We start from the raw sequence: 19,454 nt of genomic DNA, 5'->3' as shown, positions 1-19,454 counted from the left end.
AGAGAGGGTGGGTGGTCAAACATGCTGTTAAATAGACAAGGAAGCGGAGCCCGCTGGCGGAATCGTCCTGACGGTCCCGATAAAGTAATGGGGAAGCTGGCTTATCTAACCGATATGACAGCCCCTGATATGCTGATTGGCCGAGTACTTCGAAGTCCACATCCTCATGCGCGGATTACAGCCATCCGAACGGAGAAAGCCGAAGAGCTGGATGGGGTTCATGCCGTTATAACACATAAAGACGTTCCTGGTTTGAATCGGTACGGAATCGCTCAACCAGACCAGCCGGTACTGTGTGAGGATCGTGTACGGTATGTCGGTGATGCTGTTGCAGCAGTAGCAGCGGATACACTGGAAATCGCAGAGCAAGCGCTGCGGCTGATCGAGGTCGATTATGAGCTTCTTCCAATCGTTGAGGACGCGGAATATGCGCTCACGGATGATGCACCACAGCTTCATACGCAAGGCAATCTGCTTCACCGGAAAGACTTCAAGCGTGGAGATGTGGCTGTAGGCTTTGACAGCTGTGCACATGTCGTGGAAGAGACGTACTACACGCCTCGGCAGATGCATACGTACATGGAGACCGAAGGGGGATTGTTCATCTTTGGCGAGGATGGCCGACTAACCGTCTATGCGCCTACCCAGCACGGCTTTATGGACCGTATGCAGCTCGCTCGTATTCTCGCCATTCCACAAAGTGAGATTCGGATCGTATCCAGTCCTATAGGCGGATCCTTTGGTGGTAAAGATGAGTTGAACGTCCAGCCATATGGAGCGCTGCTCGCAAGAGTAACGAATCGTCCAGTGAAGTTTCATAACTCCAGATGGGAATCGGTTCGGGCGGGACTCAAGCGACATCCGATGAAAATTACAATGAAGACCGGTGTTGATGGGAACGGAAGACTGATTGCTCATCAAGTTAGAATCATTGCAGATACCGGTCCTTATGCCACCTTAGGAGCAGAAGTATTAAACTTTGCTGTCGAGCATGTCATTGGTCCTTATCAATATCAACATCTTGATGTTGACGGATTCTCGGTCTATACGAACAACGGCATGTCAGGCGAGTTCCGTGGTTTTGGAGGAAATCAGGCGATATTTGCGCTTGAAGGTCAATTCGATCGTCTAGCGGAAAAACTCGGCATGGATCCTTGGGAGCTTAGGCTCCTCAATATGCGTAAGCCAGAGGATCTTGGACCGTTTGATCAGCCGATTGCGTCGACAGAAGGTGCGAAGCAGGTATCTGATGCGATGACGTCCAGCACCTTGTGGCAGGAACGCGGTAAATCAAACACAGCGGAGGATGAGCAAGCTGAGCCATGGACCCGTACAGGTATTGGTGCTGCCTTTACGATGCATGGAGCGGGGCTTGGCTTTGGTATTCCGGATCCGGGGGGCGGCCGACTGACGCTTGCTCGAGACGGTAAGATCGAAGCGGTATTCAGTTATGAAGAGTTTGGTCAAGGGCTTATTGCTTCCTTGGAACAAATGCTGATCGAACAGTTCGGCTTTGCTGCAGAAGACATTCGTATCATTATTGGTGATTCCGATGTCGTACCTGACGGCGGCTCAACGACTGCTTCCAGAGCTACCAGCATGATGTGGAAATCGCTGCAGAACTTAAGACCCTTATTTGAAGAAGCTGTTCTTGGCAAGGCAGCAGAGCATATTCAGCTTCCAGCCAAGCAGTTGAGATTTGGTGAAGGTGGTATATATCGCATTGATGGAGGTTCGGATGCTCTGACAGACAAATGTCTGATCACATATCCGGATCTTGCAGCCCTATGCGGCGAACCAGTTAGCTGCACAACACAATTTAACTTCCCGGTTTCAGCAACCGATAAGGTAGGCGCACATTTCCTGTACACGTACTCTGCGGTTGCCGTGAAGGTAGAAGTAAATCAATTAACCGGACGTGTCCGTGTGCTCCATCAATATCATGCGGTTGCAGCTGGTCCGGTCATCAATCCGCAAGGGTTTCTTGGTCAAATCGAAGGCGGAAGCAGTATAGCGCTCGGATTTGCGCTTACAGAGGATGCCGTCATGAGCGGCGGCCAATATGTAACGAAAAACCTCGATACGTATCTTGTCCCAACCATCGCTGAGCATCGAGGTACTATTGATGTCCAACCGATTGAAGAATTGCCGGAAAGTGATAACTATGGACCACGAGGTATCGGCGAGGTTGGCTCGGTAACGCTGGCACCAGCGATAGCAGCAGCGATCTATGACGCGGTAGGCATACGGGTAACGAAGCTGCCTATCGATCCTGAGCTATTGCAAGCCGAATCTTTCGACACTTTACTAGATAAGGCGGTGACCAGAGAATGAAAGATTCGATGAAGCCGGTATCTCCACTAGACACGAGTTCAATTCCCTGCACCATCAATGGTAGTGAGATTAACTTGAATGTCCCTCCAGCCAAACGACTCCTGTCTGTCCTGCGGGACGATCTGGCAATGACAGGCACGAAGCGTTCCTGTGATATCGGCAGATGTGGTGCTTGTATGGTTATGGTGGACGGTGTGCCCGTCAATTCCTGTCTCACGATGGCTTATCAATGTACAGGCAAGTCAATCACCACAATAGAAGGTATTTCGGCTAGCGGTATGGACCCGATCCAGCGTGCCTTTCTCCAGGAAGGCGGCTTCCAATGCGGTTACTGTACGCCAGGCATGATTATTTCCGTAAAAGCACTGCTTGACCATAATCCAGATCCTAGTGCACTCGAAATCGAAGAAGCGTTATCCGGCAATATATGCCGCTGCACCGGCTATGGCGGAATTAAGAGAGCGGTACAGAAAGCGATAGAGTGGAGGAAGGAAGCTTATGAATCTATCACTGATTAATGATTTGACGAAGGAGCAGTTTACCGAGACGCTGGGAGCTGTCTTCGAGCATTCCCCTTGGGTTGCCGAGCAAGCCTACGAGGCTCGTCCTTTTAATACCGTAGATGAACTGCATGATGTAATGGTCAAGGTTGTTGTCGATTCACCAGAAGAGTCGAAGATTGCCTTATTCCGAGCGCATCCTGATCTAGCCACAAGAATCAAAATCGGCGATTACTCGACCAAGGAGCAGCAAGGAGCCGGACTTGACCGACTGACACCGGAAGAGTTCGATATATTCTCGGCTTCCAATCAGCGGTATACAGATAAATTTGGATTCCCGTTCATCCTGGCTGTTCGAGGAAAGAACAAATCGGATATTTTAGCCGCCATGGAAACTAGAATCGATAACAGTCTGAAGGAAGAAGCAGACGAAGCATTATGGCAAATCGCTCGAATTACGAAATTTCGGTTACACGATCTCATTACAGAATAGAAGGGAATGGTATTCATGCTTAAACTTCGCAGCGGTCGTACTCTTTATTATGGTAAAGGTGATGTACTCTCTTATCGCACTTATGCTAACCCATTATCTGTAAAAGCAGTTCCTGAATCCGCCTATACCGGTGACAGTAATGTCATCTTTGCCCATAATATAACGTTTGCCGTAAGCGGCGAACAGCTTCTCACCTCGTTTATTGAAGGAGATAATTCCCTCGTAGTTGCGACAGATTCGATGAAAAACTTTATCCTGCGCAATACAGCTGCTTATGAAGGCAGCACCACAGAAGGACTGCTTGCCTTTATCAGCTCGAAATTTATGGATCGTTACTCGCATATTGACGCGGTGGAGCTGAGTGCCGATCGTATTCCGTTCCAAACCCTGGAAGTAGCTTCTCCTTCTGGCGAAGGACTAGAGCCAAGCCCACTCGTCTACCGCCGTTCGCATAATGATCATACCAGCGCCTCGATGAAGCTTGTCCGCAAAGACGGTGCGCCAGTGATCGAATCACATGAATGTGCGATTACGGATCTGCAATTAATTAAAGTAAGCGGCAGTTCCTTCTATGGATTTGTTCGCGACGAATATACAACTTTACCAGAAAGCTATGATCGGCCTTTGTTTATCTTCCTTGATGTATTCTGGAAGTATGCGGAGTCCGAGCATGCGCTTGATGCCAAGCTTGGCAGCTATGTTCCGGCAGAACAAATTCGCGATATTACGCACAACCTGTTCCATGAAATGAAATCGCCATCCATCCAGTTCTTAATCTACCAAGTAGGTCTTCGTATATTAACCCGCTTCCCGCAATTGTCCGAGGTTCGTTTCGAATCCAATAACCGGACTTGGGAGACGATCGTTGACAATACTGAAGCTGATCCAGCTGGTGTCTATACAGAACCACGTCCGCCATTTGGCTTCCAAGGCTTTACGATGACGCAAGAAGACTTGATTCAAGGCGGGGAGTGAGCTGGATGAGCGGCGGACGAATTACGACTCATGTGCTGGATACGTCAAGAGGCAAGCCTGCTGCAGATTTGCAGGTTGAACTGTGGTTGATCGAGCATACAGAAGGCTCCGCGGAAGGCCGTACGTTATTACGAACAGCAGCAACCAATGAGGACGGGCGACTTAACGACCCTCTTCTTGATAGTGATGAAATGCTTGCCGCTGTTTACGAGATAGTGTTCTGCGCGGGAGACTACTTCCGAGATGAGCGAAGAAGACATATTCTCGAAGCCGAACCAGTCTTCGACCGTATCCCCATTCGATTCTATGCCTCAGATGCAAATGCTCATTATCATATTCCGCTGCTGGTCGCTCCAGGCGGCTACAGCACCTATCGAGGAAGCTAGGAGGGAAGCAGGATGAACCAAAGTTTTGATCGCATTATTCGTAACGGGATGGTCGTGCTTCCTGATGGAACTTATAAACTCGATATTGGTATTCTTAATGGTCAAATCGCAGCGATCTCAGACTCACTCGCTGATTCTGCTGCTGATCATGTGCTTGATGCAGAAGGTCAATATGTCCTGCCGGGTATGATCGATATCCATGTTCACTTTAATGAACCCAATTTCGGCCATTGGGAAGGCTTCGCCACTGGATCATCAGCACTAGCTGCCGGTGGATGTACAGCATATGCGGATATGCCGCTTAACGGTAATCCGCCTACAGTTACTCCTGAAGCGCTGGAGCTAAAAGGCAAGCTGGCTGTGGGGAGCTCAGTTGTTGATTATACGTTCTGGGGCGGTTTGGTTCCGGGTAAGTTAGATCAGCTGGAAGCCATGTATGCCAACGGGGTACGAGGATTTAAAGCCTTTATGTCCAATCCTGGCGGTGAAGGAGAAGGCCGGTTTCGTGAGGTGGATGACTGGACGTTATACGAAGGGATGAAGCGAATTGCCGCATTAGGCGAAGGCGGCTTTGTCGCCCTCCATGCGGAGAGTGATGCTATAACATCCCATTTGGCAGAACAAGCCATTCGTGAGGGTCGTACCGATGCGCGCGCCTTCGTCCAATCCCGCCCAGTCATTGCGGAGCTCGAAGCGGTTAACAAAGCAATCCTGTTCTCAGAGCAAACAGGCTGTGAGGTTCATTTTGTCCATATCAGCAGTGTAGAAGCAGTCGAACTGATCGACCGCGCGAAGAAGCGTGGTGTCGCAGTAACAGTCGAGACTTGTCCCCATTACTTGGTGCTGACCGAGGAGGATATGGTTACGATTGGCCCCGCCGCCAAATGTGCGCCTCCCCTTCGGTGTGTTGACCAGAAGGAAGGACTCTGGCGCATGATTAAGGAAGGGAAGCTAGATGTTATTGCCTCCGATCATTCGCCTTGTCCGCCGGATCTCAAGCTTGATGAGTCACTTACCTTCTTTGAAGCATGGGGCGGCATTGCAGGCGCGCAAAGCAGTCTGGAGCTTATGCTGGACGAAGGCTGGGTGAAACGTCAAATTCCGCTGCATGAGTTATCGGAACTGCTGTCGGCAGGACCTGCAAAACGGTTTGGACTATACCCGCAGAAGGGTCTTATCGCCGAAGGGGCAGATGCGGATCTGGTGCTTGTGGATCCGAATCGTTCATATACCCTGACAAGCGAGCAATTATGGCAAAGACATCAAGTCAGCCCTTATATCGGCCGGGAATTCACCTGTAAAGTGACAACAACTTTGGTCAGAGGCATAACGGTCTATACAGAAGAACACGGCGTACAAGTGGCGAAGCAAGGACAACTTCTGCTGAAGCCTATTCATACACCCCAACAAACCCCATAAGAGGAGGCTGTTACGATGAGGATACCGATGGAACAAGAAGCCGCCTCCTTTGTTTCCCGCCTTCTTGATGAACTGGCCTCGTTTGGCGCAGATGAACAAGGAGGAGTGACGAGGCTTTTATACTCTCCTGAATGGCTGCAAGCGCAAATCTACCTGGCTGAGCAGATGAAGACTCTTGGCATGGACGTCCGGTTTGACCGTGTGGGTAATCTATTCGGTCGTCTGGAAGGAAGCACCTTAGGAGCTCCTGTTATTCTGACTGGCTCCCATATTGATACGGTACGCTCGGGAGGTCAATACGACGGTGCCTATGGCATCGCCGCAGCTATCGCAGCTGTTACTTACTTGAAAGATACGTATGGACAGCCGATAAATACACTTGAGATTGTCTCCTTCTGTGAGGAAGAAGGCAGCCGCTTTCCACTCACTTACTGGGGATCAGGCAATATGACGGGATTATACGACTGGCAAAGCGGCGGCATTGTGTTTGATTCCGATGGCATAAGCCTGCAAGAAGCAATGGAGTCAGCGGGCTTTGGCAAGCCGGAGCAAGAAGCAAGCATAAGGCGGGATATCGGCGCATTCGTTGAGCTTCATATTGAGCAAGGCCCAGTCCTAGAGCGTCAGCGTAAACGGATCGGTATCGTTGAAGCGATTGTTGGTCAGCGGCGATATGTGGTAACCGTTCGCGGAGAGACGAATCATGCAGGAACAACACCGATGTCCATGCGCCATGATGCCTTGGTTGGTGCCGCGGAGATGATCCTGCAGCTTGAAGCGGATGCGCTCCTTAGTGGTGAGCAGCTAGTCGCTACAGTTGGCCGAATCGAATGCGTGCCAAATACGCCAAACGTTGTACCGGGATCCGTAAGCTTTACCGTAGATATCCGTCATATTGATGAAGCGGTAATTGCAAAATTTTGCGATAATGTAATTGCAAAGTTTAATGAAGTAGCCAAGTGGCGGGGACTGGAGCTAACAATTGTTCCTTGGCTCGAAGCAAAGCCTGCACCAATGAACCGTGAGCTAAGCGATAAGCTGGAGCGTATCTCGAATGATTTGTCTCTGCCATACCGCAGAATGGTTAGTGGAGCGGGACATGATGCTCAAATGTTTACCGGTCTTTGTCCAACGGCAATGCTGTTCGTGCCAAGCAAGTCAGGTATCAGCCATTCGCCGCAGGAATATACATCACCTGAAGAGCTGGCTGAGGGAGTCTCCGTACTAGCCGCATTACTATACGAGTTAGCCTACGAGGGGAAATTACCATGAAACGATATGCCGAACTAGCGCCATCCCAAAGAACGATTATGACTCCTGGCCCTGTTGAAGTGGACCCAAGAGTCCTTCGTGCCCTTTCTTATCCGATACTCGGCCAATTCGATCCGGAGTTCACCTCCTATATGAACGATACGATGGAGATGCTGCGTGCTCTTTTCCAGACGAGCAACCAATGGGCATTCCCGATTGATGGGACTTCACGCTCCGGAATCGAAGCTGTTCTGACGAGCTTGATTGAACCAGGGGATAAAGTGCTCATTCCGATCTATGGCCGTTTCGGCAATCTGCTCTATGAGATCGCGGAACGCTGCGGCGCAGAGGTTACTTCCATAGAGAAGGAATGGGGTACCGTCTTCACGCCAGAAGAAGTGATCAGCGCTATTCATCGTGAGAAGCCGGCACTGGTGCTGATGGTACACGGTGAGACGTCGACAGGTCGTATACAGCCGCTCGCAGAGATCGGCAAAGCATGCCGTGAATTGGGTATTCTCTTTGTCGTAGATGCAGTGGCCACGATTGGCGGCGTTCCTGTACGAACGGATGAATGGTGTATCGATGCGGTTATCGGCGGTACACAAAAATGTTTGTCCGTGCCATCCGGTATGGCCCCAATCACGTATAACGATATCGCAGCGAAAAAAATCAATGCCCGTAAAACAATCGAACGAGGATTGCGTACATTACTAGATTCAAATACGGACGATATAATTAACCGCCCACCGGTTATTAGAAGCAACTACTTTGATCTCAGCCAGCTGCAGGATTACTGGAGCTCGGCTAGGCTAAATCACCATACCGAAATGACCTCTATGCTGTATGCCCTGCGTGAAGGACTTCGCCTCGTGCTCGATGAAGGATTGGATGAACGGTTTACGCGTCATCGTCTTCATGAATCGGCTTTGGTCGCTGGCCTCGAAGCGATGGGGCTTACCTTATATGGTGATCCAAGCTGCAAGCTTCCTGTAGTTACGTGTATCAACATCCCAGATGGCATTGACGGCGAATCGGTCCGCAATATGCTGCTTAACAGCTTTGGTATTGAGATCGCCAGCTCCTTCGGCAGCTTGAAAGGAAAAATATGGCGGATCGGCACGATGGGCTACAGCTGCCGCCAGACGAACGTCCTCCAATTGCTTGGCGCACTGGAAGCGGTGCTGATCCGTCACGGTGCTTCGATCCATACCGGAACGGGATTACAGGCTGCACTGGATGTTTATGAGCAAAAATAGTAAAATGACGAGACGAGCGTAAACGGCTGCTCCCTTCTAAGAAGGAGCAGCATACGTTTCGCGTGTGAAATATAAGCCCTGTATTGAGCAAAACATATACTTTCTTATATTTGAAACGGTTTGAAACGGTATCCACCTTCGGCTAACGCTTAGAAGGGAGATGCCGTTTCTGCTATCGACCTATTGAATAATCGACCTGGAAGGAAGGTGTTACATCATGAATCAAGCTTTGCTGGAACAAATTAAACGACTGCCCAAGATCGATCTGCATGTGCATTTGGACGGCAGTGTGAAGCCGGATACGATTCGTGAGCTTGCTGAGGCACAAGGGAAAGCACTGCCTGTAGGAGCAGAAGGTGATTTAACACCTTGGATGCAAATAGATGAGAACTGTACTAGTCTGGTGGAATATTTGAGTAAGTTTGATTTTGTGCTGCCATTTATGCAGACGGCTGAAGCCCTTGAGCGTATTGCGCAAGAGGTCGTTCAACAAGCGGCAGAAGCACACTGTTTATATGTAGAAGTACGTTTTGCCCCGATGCTTCATACGCTCGAAGGACTGACTGCAAGTGACGCCATACGTCATACGATTGCCGGATTACGGGCTGGAGAACATTTGTTCGGTATCAAAGCAAGGGTCATTGTAATCTGCATGCGGCATGATTCCGTCGAGAAGAATCTTGAGGTAATCGAGGCTGCAAAAGAGTATTACGATCAAGGAGTAGTGGCCGTTGATCTGGCAGGTGACGAAGCGGGATTCCCGCCGCAGATTCATCGTTCAGTATTCGGGCTTGCAAGCTCTTACGAGCTGCCAATTACCATTCACGCAGGGGAAGCCGGCGGTTCGGATAATGTACGTGAATCGATCACTAGACTTGGTGCGCGGCGAATTGGTCATGGTGTTCGTATTACGGAAGATCCCACGGTCATAGAATTAGTAAAGGCAACTAGAACGCCGCTGGAGATGTGTCCTGTAAGCAATATTCAGACGAAGGCCGTATCCGGCTGGGATACTTACCCGATCCGCTCCTTCATGGAGCAAGGCGTTATCGTTACGGTAAATACGGACAACATGACCGTATCAGGCACTACGATGAACCTTGAATATGAAATGCTGGCAGAGCATTGCGGCTTTACGCTGAAGGAGCTTGCACAGCTCGCTATGAACAGTGCGGAAGCAGCCTTTCTGTTAGGCGAGGAAAAGGAAGAGCTGAAAGAGGCTGTACAGAGTGCCCTGAACCAACTTGATCTATCACTCTAGTCTTATTTTTGCGCGGGAAGGCAGGGATATCGGAATGGATGGCGAACCTATCCGAGTAGTGTGGGAACGTTATCATAGGTTACCTGCCAACCTTCAGCGTGAAGAAAAGAAAGGGTGTTCTAACGATGAGCCAATCAGCAATTGGAAACAAAATGATTACCCAAATCGGAATTCTTGTGCATGATATCGAAGCCGTAAGCAAAGCCTATGCCGATTTCTTTGGCGTAGACACCCCAGAATGGTTCTGGACGGATACACCGGATAAGGCGCAGACTGAGTACCTCGGCGAGCCATCGCAGGCACGTGCGAAGCTGGCTTTTTTCAATATGGATTCCGTTCAATTGGAGCTTATTGAGCCTGATTCCCATCCGAGCACTTGGCGCAATCATCTGAATGAGCATGGCGAAGGTCCTCATCATATCGCGTTTGTTATAGAAGGCATGAAAGAGAAGATCGCAATCATGGAAGGGAAAGGAATGAAGCTGCAGCAGAAGGGCGAATACACAGGCGGGCGTTATGCTTATTTGGATTCCGTTCCTCAGCTTAAGATATTGGTGGAGCTGCTAGAAAACGATAGATAACAACAGGAAGGAGCTAAACAGCTTATGCACAAACTATTGGCGGTTATCGGAGACTACTATCATCCGGAGACGGATATAGCAGACGGGCTCGAGCAAAGTCTAGCTTCATGGCTGAATAGTGGTAAGGTAAGCCTGACCTATACAACGGTAGATCGGCTTGCCAAAGCCCTTCAAGATAAGCCTGATGCGGTCATCCTCTTCAAAGACGATAAAATCAATCCGGCTGATGAGCGTCCTATTCACTGGCTTGATGCAGATACAGAACAGGCAATGCTTCAATATGTGTATGAAGGAGGAGGCTGGTTATCCTGGCATTCCGGCCTTGCATCCTATCCGGAGGACGGCGCTTACATATCAATGACCAGGGGCTATTTCAAATACCATCCCGATCAAAAGCTTGTACGGTTCACAGCCGCACCAAGCGCAACAGCAGACGGTTCTGAGCATTTCGCCATCGATCCAGCGATTAGCTTCGAGTCGAAGGAAGAGCATTATTTCGTCCACTGTGAAGAAGCAAGTACAAATGTATTCATGCGCACCTCCTCGGAAGATGGCGAATCGATTGGCGGATGGTCTCATCCCTATGGGAAAGGAAGAGTGTGCTGCCTGACACCGGCCCATAATCTTCATACGCTGATCTTACCGGAGATGAAACAATTGCTTGAAGCTTGTGTACGCTGGTGCGCACGGGCATAAACATTCATAAAGACGCTTAAGCTCCTTGTATAGAGGAGCTTCTTCTTTTTCTGCTATAATGTCGATATGTACATAAGGTGGTGCTCCAAGTGGAAAAAATGATCGAAGACCAATGTGACGATTCCTGTCTGGGCACGGATCTGCATGATGACAGTATGGTGAATGCCAGGGTAGAAGAGAAGACGGCGATAGATTTGGCGGAGTTGTTCAAGGCGCTTGGTGATCCAACCCGTGTGAAGATGATCTATGCCTTGCTTGATCGCGAACTATGTGTTCATGATCTTTGCCAAGTGCTCGAGATGGCGCAATCTGCGGTTTCACATCAATTACGTTACTTACGTAATGTCCGCATCGTGAAGCGCCGCAAAGCCGGCAAGACCGTCTATTATTCATTAGACGATGACCACGTAAAGGAAATATTTATTCAGACGCTCCAGCATGTGCAGCATTATTCCTGAGGGATCCGAACTCGGAAGGTAAAGGAGTGCAGCAGGGTGAAAATTGTAGTCGTCTCTGACACCCATATGCCGCGAATGGCGAAGGCTCTTCCGCCGCGTCTAATTGTGGAGCTGGACAATGCTGATCTCATTCTCCATGCAGGGGATTGGACCAGCTCTTCGGTATATGGCGAGTTATCGAAATACGCACCTGTGAAGGGGGTAGCCGGTAATAATGACGGGGAGGTTATCGTCAAAAAGCTGGGCTATAAGAAAATCGTAACTTGCGGAGGGAAGCGGATTGGTCTTGTGCATGGACATCTTCCTTACTCCAGCAAGAAAGCAGAGCAAAATGCAGCTCTATCCTTTACGCTTAAGCAAGTGGATGCGATTGTGTTCGGACATTCCCATATTCCGTTCATGCGGGAGCAGAATGGCATCTTGTTGTTTAACCCTGGCTCGCCAACAGCCAAGCGCAAGCAGCCTCAATATTCATTTGGCATTATGAGTATCATCGATGGTCAATTAAAGGCTCGGCATATCTTTTACGATAATAAGGTGTAATAGGGAGGTTAGAATGATCGTCTATATTCTGATCGGGCTGGCGGCCCTAATTGTTCTAGTCTACTGTCTGCTTATCCTGCCCACTCAGTGGCTGAAGGTAGAACAGGTGCATTATAAGACAGGAGCGGGAATTAAAGTGCTGCAGATCAGCGATATTCATATCGAGCACATCAGAATTCCGGCACGCCGATTAATTCGATTAATAGGGACAGAGCGTCCCTCGTATATTGTGTTAACGGGAGATTTCACGGAGCTTGCTCCCTATCTGTCTAAGGTCCATCGATATATTAAGGAGCTTGCATCAACTGGTGTGCCGATGCTCGCTGTGTATGGGAATCATGACCATCATTTGGCTCCTGCCAAGCTTCAGCAATTGACGAAGATGCTTGAAGAGGAAGGCGTTCGTCTTTTGCATAATGAGATGTATGATGCGGGACATTATCAGTTTATTGGCATTGACGATTGGACGAGTAAGAAGAGTGATCCGGACAAGGCTTTTGCAAAGGCAGATCCGACTAAGCCAACAATTGTTCTGACTCATGATCCAAACGTTGTATTGCATATTAAGCAGAGATTCACGTATCTGATGGCGGGACATTTCCACGGGATGCAGTTTCATCTTCCGTTCCTATTCAAGTATTTGAGGAAAGGCGCGCTTCCTGCAGCAGGTATTTATAAAGGTATGCATCAGATGGACAATGGCATGATTTATATTTCGAAGGGAATCAGCCAGACAGGTACTAATGCGAGATTCCTTATGCGTAGTGAAGTAACCATTCATCATCTGTAATCGTTGCTGAGGGAGCGGGTAAGGTTGGAGCCTGATAAACATTGCAAGATTGAAAGAATCGGGATCGTAATGCGTATTGAAGAACAACAGGTTGTGTTAGAAGTAGAAGGCAAGCTTGTCAACGTGCCGCGTGCCAAGACATCGGATTCATTAGAAGTTAACGATTCTGTGCGCTGGAGCAGGACGATATGGATCAAGATTATGGAATAGGAGGTGAATCTGATATGAAAATGAGCGTTACTCCTGCCGCAACGGCACTTTTCAAACAAGAATGGGGTTTCAAGAACGACGATAGCGTGCGCATCTTTGTCCGGTACAGCGGCGGCGGAGAAGACGCCTTCTCCTTTGGCATTATGAAGGATACCGCGCGTTACCCGGCGGTTAAGATCGTGGAAGACGGTATTATGTTCTATATGGAGGAAAATGATGCGTGGTACATGGAAGGAAAAGATCTCACCATCGACTGCCGCAATGACAATATCGTATTTCTTCGTTAATACTAAGATACAAAGAAAGACGCTTCACCCTAGTGAACAATAGGATGCGAAGCGTCTTTCTTTGTATCTGCTTAGAGAAACGGCAGCTTAATTGACTTCTTGTAGATAGGATACAGCCATTTCACACCACTTGGCGTAAGTGTATCCGCAATCAGATGAGATAAGTATCCAGCGACTGCAACGTGCATGAGGCCTTCAAGCTCAAGCTGCTTCTCCAGCCCCAAGGCGATAGCGCCCCATGCAATGACCGCCCACACCGTGTGTGTCAAACCACGATGCTTCAGCCAAGGCGCCCAAGCGACAAACACGCCAAAGCCTATTAACCAGCTCATGTTATACGCAATACCGCCATAGATCAAGGCAGCACCAACACTGCTTACAAGCGCGTTCCGAATCACGCCAGTTCGGACGACCAGACCAAGCAGCAGTAGAGCCGCACATGCGATGATAAGCGGAATATCAACATAGTGATCGGATATGTACAAATAAGCGGTAACCGCTGTTAACAGCCAGCCTCCACCAAGCAGAAGACCATGCAGCCATTTGGATAACTTGCTGGCTTTCGAGCTGAGCAGACTTGGGCCATCCAGATCGGCACTTAAAGCAGAAAATGCTGCAACTCCTAAATAAGTCGCTGCATGAACGATTGTAAACGGATAGTGTGCAGCCGCTGCCGCGCCAATCGCAACACCAATTGTAAGATGAGTAGTCCCTTTCATTCGTCCTCCTATGACTGACCTTGCAGTATTAATCAAACATATGTTCGCATAGCTATTATAGCGCATATTTGATGATAATTCTACATTCGTTGACATAACTCTTTTTATGTCGATCTAGTCAAGAGGAGTAGAGATATTATTATGCTAACGATTCTTTCTAGGACGACGCTCCATCTCTTCTGATACAACAAAAGCAAGCTCTTCATTGCCAAATAGTGACAACACCTGAAGCACCGTATCATCATCAATATCACCAGCTTGTTCCTTAGGAGCCGTTAATGTCATCACTTCGAGCAGCCGTCCATTACTTACTTGATGCGGATAGGCTCTCGCATACAGCTCTACAGCATCTAGACCATGATTGACGCACCATTGCGCGAACACAAGGATCATCGTATCTTCATCCTGTTTATATCTTTCTATGATAATCTGTTCCATTTCTTTTGAATTCATTGCTATTTCTCCTTTAAGAAGGTAATATAATTACGAAAAAATATTCATAAAAGACGGACTGTAATATGAATTTTGACAGATAGGAATCCATTAAGCAGCCTATAATTATGGGGGAATATTCCATGTCATCGTACTATTTAACAGATCTTGATGGAACGTTGCTTCGTTCAGATGAGACGATGTCGGATGATACGATTGAGCAGCTTAAGGAAGCGATTGGAGCAGGAATTGTGTTTAGCTATTCGACGGCAAGGAGTTATACGAGTTCAGCTAAGGTAACTTCTGACATTCCGTGGCGGTATCCCGTTGTGATATACAATGGTGCCATGATCTATGATCCGGTGGAGAAGCGGGTTCTTGGCGGAAACTGGTTAAGTGCGGAGCTTTCCAATCGCATTATTGAAGCGGGACGCAGGCATCAGCTTGTACCACTTGTGTTTGCCTTAGATGAGAATGACCAAGAGAAAGTTCTGCACGAGAAACTGCATCGGATAGGAGATCTTTCTTTTTATAATAGTAGACCGAATGATCCTCGTTTTCAAGAAAGCAAACGGCTGGATTTAGATGCGAAGTATCGTATTCTTATTATGTCGTACATTGGATTGTATGAAGAGTTGGAACCTGTCAAACAAACGTTAGAACAATTATATAATGGACTTGTTCATATTGAGTTCATAAAAGATGCGTATATTAGAGATCATTATTTTCTTGAAATCAGTCATCCCTTGGCAAATAAAGGTGAAGGGGTACGGTTGTGGTCACAGCTGGTTGGCTGTGAGGTTCATGATGTAACCGTTTTCGGCGATAATCTGAACGATATAGGGATGTTTCAAGTGGCGGGCACTCGAGTCGCGGTTGCAAATGCCCATGAACGGATCATAGCATTAGCAGATCACGTCATTGGAACAAGTAATGAAGATGCAGTAGCCGGCTATATTACGGAACAAAGGTCGCGTTTGACTACAAGATGATAAAGAGGGAAGCTATGAGACCATTTCAAGGCCTGATCGCAATGATGTTTGTATTTCTCATATTTTTATCACCCATGCAAGTTTATGCGGAAGATTCCTTACAGACGACGGATCAAACGGATCAAACGGAACAATCCGCTGAGCCACCTCCAGATCTGCCTAATGCAGGAGCAGCTATTCTCATTGATGCTAAATCCGGTGCAGTATTGGTCGCCAAGAATGAAACAGAACGCCTCTATCCTGCCAGCATTACAAAGATTGTGACGGGCATTATCGCTCTAGAGCAATCAGATCCCGCAGATATGGTGACGGTGTCGAAAAACGCACGTGGGGAAGACGGCACGCGGATCTATCTGGCGGAAGGCGAACAAAAGCCAATGCTTGATCTCATTGAAGGCATGTTAATTAACTCGGGTAACGATGCCGCAACTGCGATTGCCGAGCATATTGACGGTACGAAGGAACAATTCGCAGAGCGCATGAATGATTTTGTTCATAAGCTTGGTGCCTGGGACACGAACTTCGTGAATCCAAGTGGTCTGCCTGATGATAATCAATATACGACGGCAAGGGATATGGCGAAGATTGCCCAATATGCCATGCAAAATGAGCAATTCCGCCAAGTTGTCTCGACTAAATCCAGACCATGGGTTGGTCAAGAATGGGTCTCCAAACTTGAAAATCATAATAAGCTGCTGAGCAGCTATGAAGGTGCCATTGGCGTGAAGAATGGATTTACCCAAGCTGCAGGTTATACACTGGTCTCAGCGGCTGAACGCGGGGATACAGAGCTAATAGGCGTCATCCTGAAAGGTACAACGGACGCTGGTGTGTACAAGGATATGACCAAGCTGCTTGATTACGGTTTTGCTCATTTTACTAGCACTTTATATATGGATGTCGATGAGAAACATACGTTCGCAACTCGGGATACAGGTAAACAAATGGAGTTCATTAGCGCAACACCTCTCTGGGTGACGATCAAGGATGGTGAGATTCCAGTCCTTGCAGTGGATTCGAATGGCACGACGTATGTTCAATCCTCACAGGTGTATACACCTTCAGAATCAGTAGCCACCTTAATGCCAATCGTGCCTCTTGCCGATCAGGCGGAAGTGCAGATTGCGTCAGTTACGAAAACGGGCACGACAAATACCGGCGAACAAAGAGCAGAATCATCCGGCTGGCATATGGGGGTTACGATTACATGGTCCATCATGTTAGTATTCATGCTGATGTCTGGTCGAATCATGTATGTAAGGCAGCGAAAAAGACGATTCTATAAATATAAATAGTAATGTAAATGCTGAAGAGCCAGGACTTCTTGATAAGTCTTGGCTCTTTTGTATCGGAAGAATTAGACACTGATCACAAGAGAACGGCTATTTTTTAGGTATAAGAACGAATCCTGGCCTAATCAAAAGCAAAGCTTGGCTAATTGGTTTACAATATAGGTATATTTGGATAGGAGGAATAGCCGATGAGCGAGAAAACGCACATTATACTTGATGTAGACACAGGAATCGACGATGCATTGGCGATTCTGTATGCTTTGCTGTCACCAGACATTCATGTCGAAGGATTGACTACAGGCTTTGGTAATATTGATGTAGGACAAGCTACGGAGAACACGCTTCGGCTTATCAAGCTAGCGAATTGCGGCTATGAAGTTCCGGTAGCAGCAGGAGCGGCTGGCCCGTTGAAACGAGAATACGCAGGGCCTGTTCCACACATACACGGACATAATGGGATTGGTGACGCCGAGATTCCACCATCTGAGCAGCAGCCTGTCAAGGAATCGGCAGCCGAGTTTATTGTCCGCAAGGCATACGAATTGCCAGGTGAGCTTGTCGTTGTAACGGTAGGCAGAATGACGAATTTGGCATTGGCTTTGACACTAGATCCAGCGATCGCGAGCAAGATTAAGAAGGTTGTTGTAATGGGTGGTACTGTCTTTGCTCCAGGCAATGTTACACCGGTTAGTGAAGCAAATTTATGGGGTGACCCTGAAGCAGCTGCACAGGTGTTCCGCTCGGAGGTTCCACTTACGATCGTTGGCCTGGATGTTACGCTGAAAGTTCGATTGTCTCGCAGTCATCTTGATCAATTACGCCGGTTAGCTCCGGCTCAGAAGCAGCCCATTGTCGATTTTCTGCATGTGGCGTTGGAGCGTTATTTCGATTTCTATCTGGAATCGAATCAATACCTTGGCGAATGTCCGATGCATGATCCACTGGCTGTACTAGTTGCCGTAAATCCATCTCTCGTAACTACACGTGAATTGCATGCTGACATTGACTGCGGACAAGGACATACGGCTGGTATGATCATTACAGATCGAAGAGTGAATCCGAAGGTTGGACGTGAGATTACATTCTGCTTAGATGTGGAGGAGGATCGTGCATTGCGGCAAATGCTGTCCGTGTTCTTACAACCATGAGTACATTACTAATTAAGAATGCCCGCAGCATTGTCACCATGGATGGCGAGAACCGTGTCATTCGTAATGGTAGTCTCTATGCTGTAGGACAGGAAATCGTCGCAATCGGTGAGGATCTGCCTTATGAGACAGCGGATCGCGTTATAGATGCCAAGCATAAAATTGTTTATCCGGGCCTAATTAATACGCATCATCACTTGTATCAAACCCTAACCCGGAACATTCCGCTGGCGCAGGACTGCTCGTTATTTGACTGGCTCCTGACGTTATATGAGATTTGGCGCCATCTGGAGCCGGAGGATGTCTACCTGAGTGCTATGACAGGGCTTGGAGAGCTGCTCAAGAGTGGTTGTACAACGTCATCGGATCACTTTTATGTTTTCCCAAATGGGGTTTCCGAGCACTTGCTGGACGAAGAGATTCGGGCAGCTTCTGAGCTTGGTATGCGGTTCTTCCCGACAAGAGGCTCGATGAGTCTTGGCCGATCCAAAGGCGGCTTGCCGCCTGATGAAGTGACCCAGACCGAATCGGTTATCTTGCGCGATACCCAGCGCGTTATCGAGCGATATCATAATGCGGATCGTTTCTCCATGCTGCGTGTTGGTGTAGCGCCGTGCTCGCCGTTCTCTGTTTCCCGAGACTTGCTGAAGGAATCTTCGGAACTTGCGCGGTGTTACGGGGTTAGAATGCATACCCATCTCGCGGAGACGATGGATGAAGAGCAATTCTGCCTCGAGAAGCTAGGCGTTCGACCACTTGAATATATGGAGCAGACAGGCTGGGTTGGGGATGATGTCTGGTATGCACATGGCATATGGTTTAATGACAGCGAGATTCATCGTATGGGAGCTTGCGGCTGCGGCGTAGCCCATTGTCCATCCAGCAATATGAAGCTGTCCTCAGGCGCCATACCAATCCGTAAGCTGCTTGATGCAGGCGTAAAGGTTGGGATTGGTGTTGACGGTTCGGCATCCAATGATGCTTCTAATATGCTGTGGGATCTGCGGATGGCCTATTTGCTTCATAAGCATGAATTGCAGAGGCGTGGCCTTACAACCAATGAGACTTTATCTCTTGCTACTCGCGGTTCGGCACGTGTGCTTGGCTGGGAGAATGATATCGGTTCCCTTGAGGTAGGAAAAGCAGCAGATTTATTTATGCTTGATTCGAGAAAGTTGGGGTTTGCAGGCGCTTTATTCGATGATGCAGCGCTGCCTTTAACGGTTGGGGCTACACAAGCCGATATGACGATTGTTGGCGGCCGTGTAGTCGTTGAGGATGGAAGGCTGGTCGGTATCGATGAGGAACAGCTTGCCTTCCGTACACAGCTTGCTGCAGACCGACTTGTCAATTCAGCCTCTCTGCGACTTGGAATAGATTATAGAAAATATAGAGGATAGCATACTACATATACAATATTAGAAAAGG

At 48.3% G+C, this 19,454-nt stretch carries 22 protein-coding genes; 20 read left to right on the top strand and 2 right to left on the bottom strand.

Annotated features, from left to right (window positions below; all coding sequences use genetic code 11):
• Nucleotides 1-21 precede the first annotated feature (21 nt).
• The 16 genes from pucD (at nt 22) to FHS17_RS21965 (ending at nt 13,443) form a co-directional block, all read left to right on the top strand.
• Nucleotides 22-2,334, top strand: coding sequence for a xanthine dehydrogenase subunit D (gene pucD / locus FHS17_RS22040; RefSeq protein ID WP_167280628.1), 2,313 nt, complete (start codon nt 22-24; stop codon nt 2,332-2,334).
• Nucleotides 2,331-2,852 carry a (2Fe-2S)-binding protein gene (locus FHS17_RS22035; protein ID WP_167280627.1) on the top strand — a complete coding sequence of 174 codons (522 nt, stop codon included), beginning with the start codon at nt 2,331-2,333 and terminating at the stop codon, nt 2,850-2,852. The genes pucD and FHS17_RS22035 overlap by 4 nt, the downstream gene beginning before the upstream one ends.
• On the top strand, nt 2,833-3,327 hold the full coding sequence (gene uraD, locus FHS17_RS22030; RefSeq protein WP_167280626.1) for a 2-oxo-4-hydroxy-4-carboxy-5-ureidoimidazoline decarboxylase: 495 nt from the start codon (nt 2,833-2,835) through the stop codon (nt 3,325-3,327). The genes FHS17_RS22035 and uraD overlap by 20 nt, the downstream gene beginning before the upstream one ends.
• Nucleotides 3,328-3,342: 15 nt before the next feature.
• Nucleotides 3,343-4,302, top strand: a complete 960-nt coding sequence (gene pucL, locus FHS17_RS22025) for a factor-independent urate hydroxylase (RefSeq protein ID WP_167280625.1) — start codon at nt 3,343-3,345, stop codon at nt 4,300-4,302.
• A gap of 5 nt (nt 4,303-4,307) precedes the next feature.
• The gene (gene uraH, locus FHS17_RS22020; protein WP_167280624.1) at nt 4,308-4,688 is read left to right on the top strand and encodes a hydroxyisourate hydrolase; all 381 of its coding nucleotides are present in this window, start codon (nt 4,308-4,310) and stop codon (nt 4,686-4,688) included.
• A gap of 12 nt (nt 4,689-4,700) precedes the next feature.
• Nucleotides 4,701-6,107: an allantoinase gene (locus tag FHS17_RS22015; RefSeq protein WP_167280623.1), complete on the top strand. Its 1,407-nt coding sequence runs from the start codon at nt 4,701-4,703 to the stop codon at nt 6,105-6,107.
• A 15-nt stretch (nt 6,108-6,122) separates the two neighbouring features.
• On the top strand, nt 6,123-7,379 hold the full coding sequence (allC, locus tag FHS17_RS22010; RefSeq protein WP_167280622.1) for an allantoate deiminase: 1,257 nt from the start codon (nt 6,123-6,125) through the stop codon (nt 7,377-7,379).
• Complete coding sequence (locus tag FHS17_RS22005) at nt 7,376-8,617, top strand: pyridoxal-phosphate-dependent aminotransferase family protein (RefSeq protein ID WP_167280621.1); 1,242 nt, start codon at nt 7,376-7,378, stop codon at nt 8,615-8,617. Before allC ends, FHS17_RS22005 begins: the two co-directional genes overlap by 4 nt.
• A 217-nt stretch (nt 8,618-8,834) precedes the next feature.
• Nucleotides 8,835-9,878 carry an adenosine deaminase gene (gene add, locus FHS17_RS22000; RefSeq protein WP_167280620.1) on the top strand — a complete coding sequence of 348 codons (1,044 nt, stop codon included), beginning with the start codon at nt 8,835-8,837 and terminating at the stop codon, nt 9,876-9,878.
• Nucleotides 9,879-10,003: 125 nt separating this feature from the next.
• The gene (locus FHS17_RS21995; protein WP_167280619.1) at nt 10,004-10,459 is read left to right on the top strand and encodes a VOC family protein; all 456 of its coding nucleotides are present in this window, start codon (nt 10,004-10,006) and stop codon (nt 10,457-10,459) included.
• A gap of 24 nt (nt 10,460-10,483) precedes the next feature.
• Nucleotides 10,484-11,155: a ThuA domain-containing protein gene (locus tag FHS17_RS21990; protein ID WP_167280618.1), complete on the top strand. Its 672-nt coding sequence runs from the start codon at nt 10,484-10,486 to the stop codon at nt 11,153-11,155.
• Nucleotides 11,156-11,244: 89 nt separating this feature from the next.
• Nucleotides 11,245-11,613, top strand: a complete 369-nt coding sequence (locus FHS17_RS21985; RefSeq protein WP_167280617.1) for a metalloregulator ArsR/SmtB family transcription factor — start codon at nt 11,245-11,247, stop codon at nt 11,611-11,613.
• A gap of 36 nt (nt 11,614-11,649) precedes the next feature.
• On the top strand, nt 11,650-12,156 hold the full coding sequence (locus tag FHS17_RS21980) for a YfcE family phosphodiesterase (RefSeq protein WP_167280616.1): 507 nt from the start codon (nt 11,650-11,652) through the stop codon (nt 12,154-12,156).
• 13 nt (nt 12,157-12,169) lie between these two features.
• Complete coding sequence (locus FHS17_RS21975) at nt 12,170-12,946, top strand: metallophosphoesterase (RefSeq protein ID WP_167280615.1); 777 nt, start codon at nt 12,170-12,172, stop codon at nt 12,944-12,946.
• 24 nt (nt 12,947-12,970) lie between these two features.
• Nucleotides 12,971-13,156 carry a hypothetical protein gene (locus tag FHS17_RS21970; RefSeq protein ID WP_167280614.1) on the top strand — a complete coding sequence of 62 codons (186 nt, stop codon included), beginning with the start codon at nt 12,971-12,973 and terminating at the stop codon, nt 13,154-13,156.
• A 14-nt stretch (nt 13,157-13,170) separates the two neighbouring features.
• Entirely contained in the window at nt 13,171-13,443 is a 273-nt protein-coding gene (locus FHS17_RS21965; RefSeq protein ID WP_167280613.1) for a HesB/YadR/YfhF family protein, read from the top strand.
• A gap of 71 nt (nt 13,444-13,514) precedes the next feature.
• Here the strand turns inward: FHS17_RS21965 and FHS17_RS21960 are convergent, their stop codons facing one another.
• Both FHS17_RS21960 and FHS17_RS21955 read right to left on the bottom strand, forming a co-directional pair.
• The gene (locus FHS17_RS21960; RefSeq protein WP_167280612.1) at nt 13,515-14,162 is read right to left on the bottom strand and encodes a metal-dependent hydrolase; all 648 of its coding nucleotides are present in this window, start codon (nt 14,160-14,162) and stop codon (nt 13,515-13,517) included.
• Between the two features lie 144 nt (nt 14,163-14,306).
• Nucleotides 14,307-14,615 (bottom strand): hypothetical protein, encoded by a 309-nt coding sequence (locus FHS17_RS21955; RefSeq protein ID WP_167280611.1) that lies wholly within the window; start codon nt 14,613-14,615, stop codon nt 14,307-14,309.
• 122 nt (nt 14,616-14,737) lie between these two features.
• On the opposite strand from FHS17_RS21955, the gene FHS17_RS21950 reads away from it, so the two are divergent.
• The 4 genes from FHS17_RS21950 to FHS17_RS21935 all read left to right on the top strand — a co-directional run bounded on the left by FHS17_RS21950 (nt 14,738) and on the right by FHS17_RS21935 (nt 19,426).
• Entirely contained in the window at nt 14,738-15,586 is an 849-nt protein-coding gene (locus FHS17_RS21950; RefSeq protein ID WP_167280610.1) for an HAD family hydrolase, read from the top strand.
• A 14-nt stretch (nt 15,587-15,600) separates the two neighbouring features.
• On the top strand, nt 15,601-16,881 hold the full coding sequence (locus tag FHS17_RS21945; RefSeq protein WP_167280609.1) for a D-alanyl-D-alanine carboxypeptidase family protein: 1,281 nt from the start codon (nt 15,601-15,603) through the stop codon (nt 16,879-16,881).
• A gap of 185 nt (nt 16,882-17,066) precedes the next feature.
• Nucleotides 17,067-18,026, top strand: a complete 960-nt coding sequence (locus FHS17_RS21940; protein WP_167280608.1) for a nucleoside hydrolase — start codon at nt 17,067-17,069, stop codon at nt 18,024-18,026.
• The gene (locus tag FHS17_RS21935; protein WP_167280607.1) at nt 18,023-19,426 is read left to right on the top strand and encodes an 8-oxoguanine deaminase; all 1,404 of its coding nucleotides are present in this window, start codon (nt 18,023-18,025) and stop codon (nt 19,424-19,426) included. Before FHS17_RS21940 ends, FHS17_RS21935 begins: the two co-directional genes overlap by 4 nt.
• Nucleotides 19,427-19,454 lie beyond the last annotated feature (28 nt).

It is taken from the genome of Paenibacillus lupini (assembly GCF_011761355.1).
GTDB lineage: Bacteria > Bacillota > Bacilli > Paenibacillales > Paenibacillaceae > Pristimantibacillus > Pristimantibacillus lupini.
The sequence above is the reverse complement of the archived record's forward strand: the minus strand, read 5'-3'. Positions and strand labels throughout refer to the sequence as shown.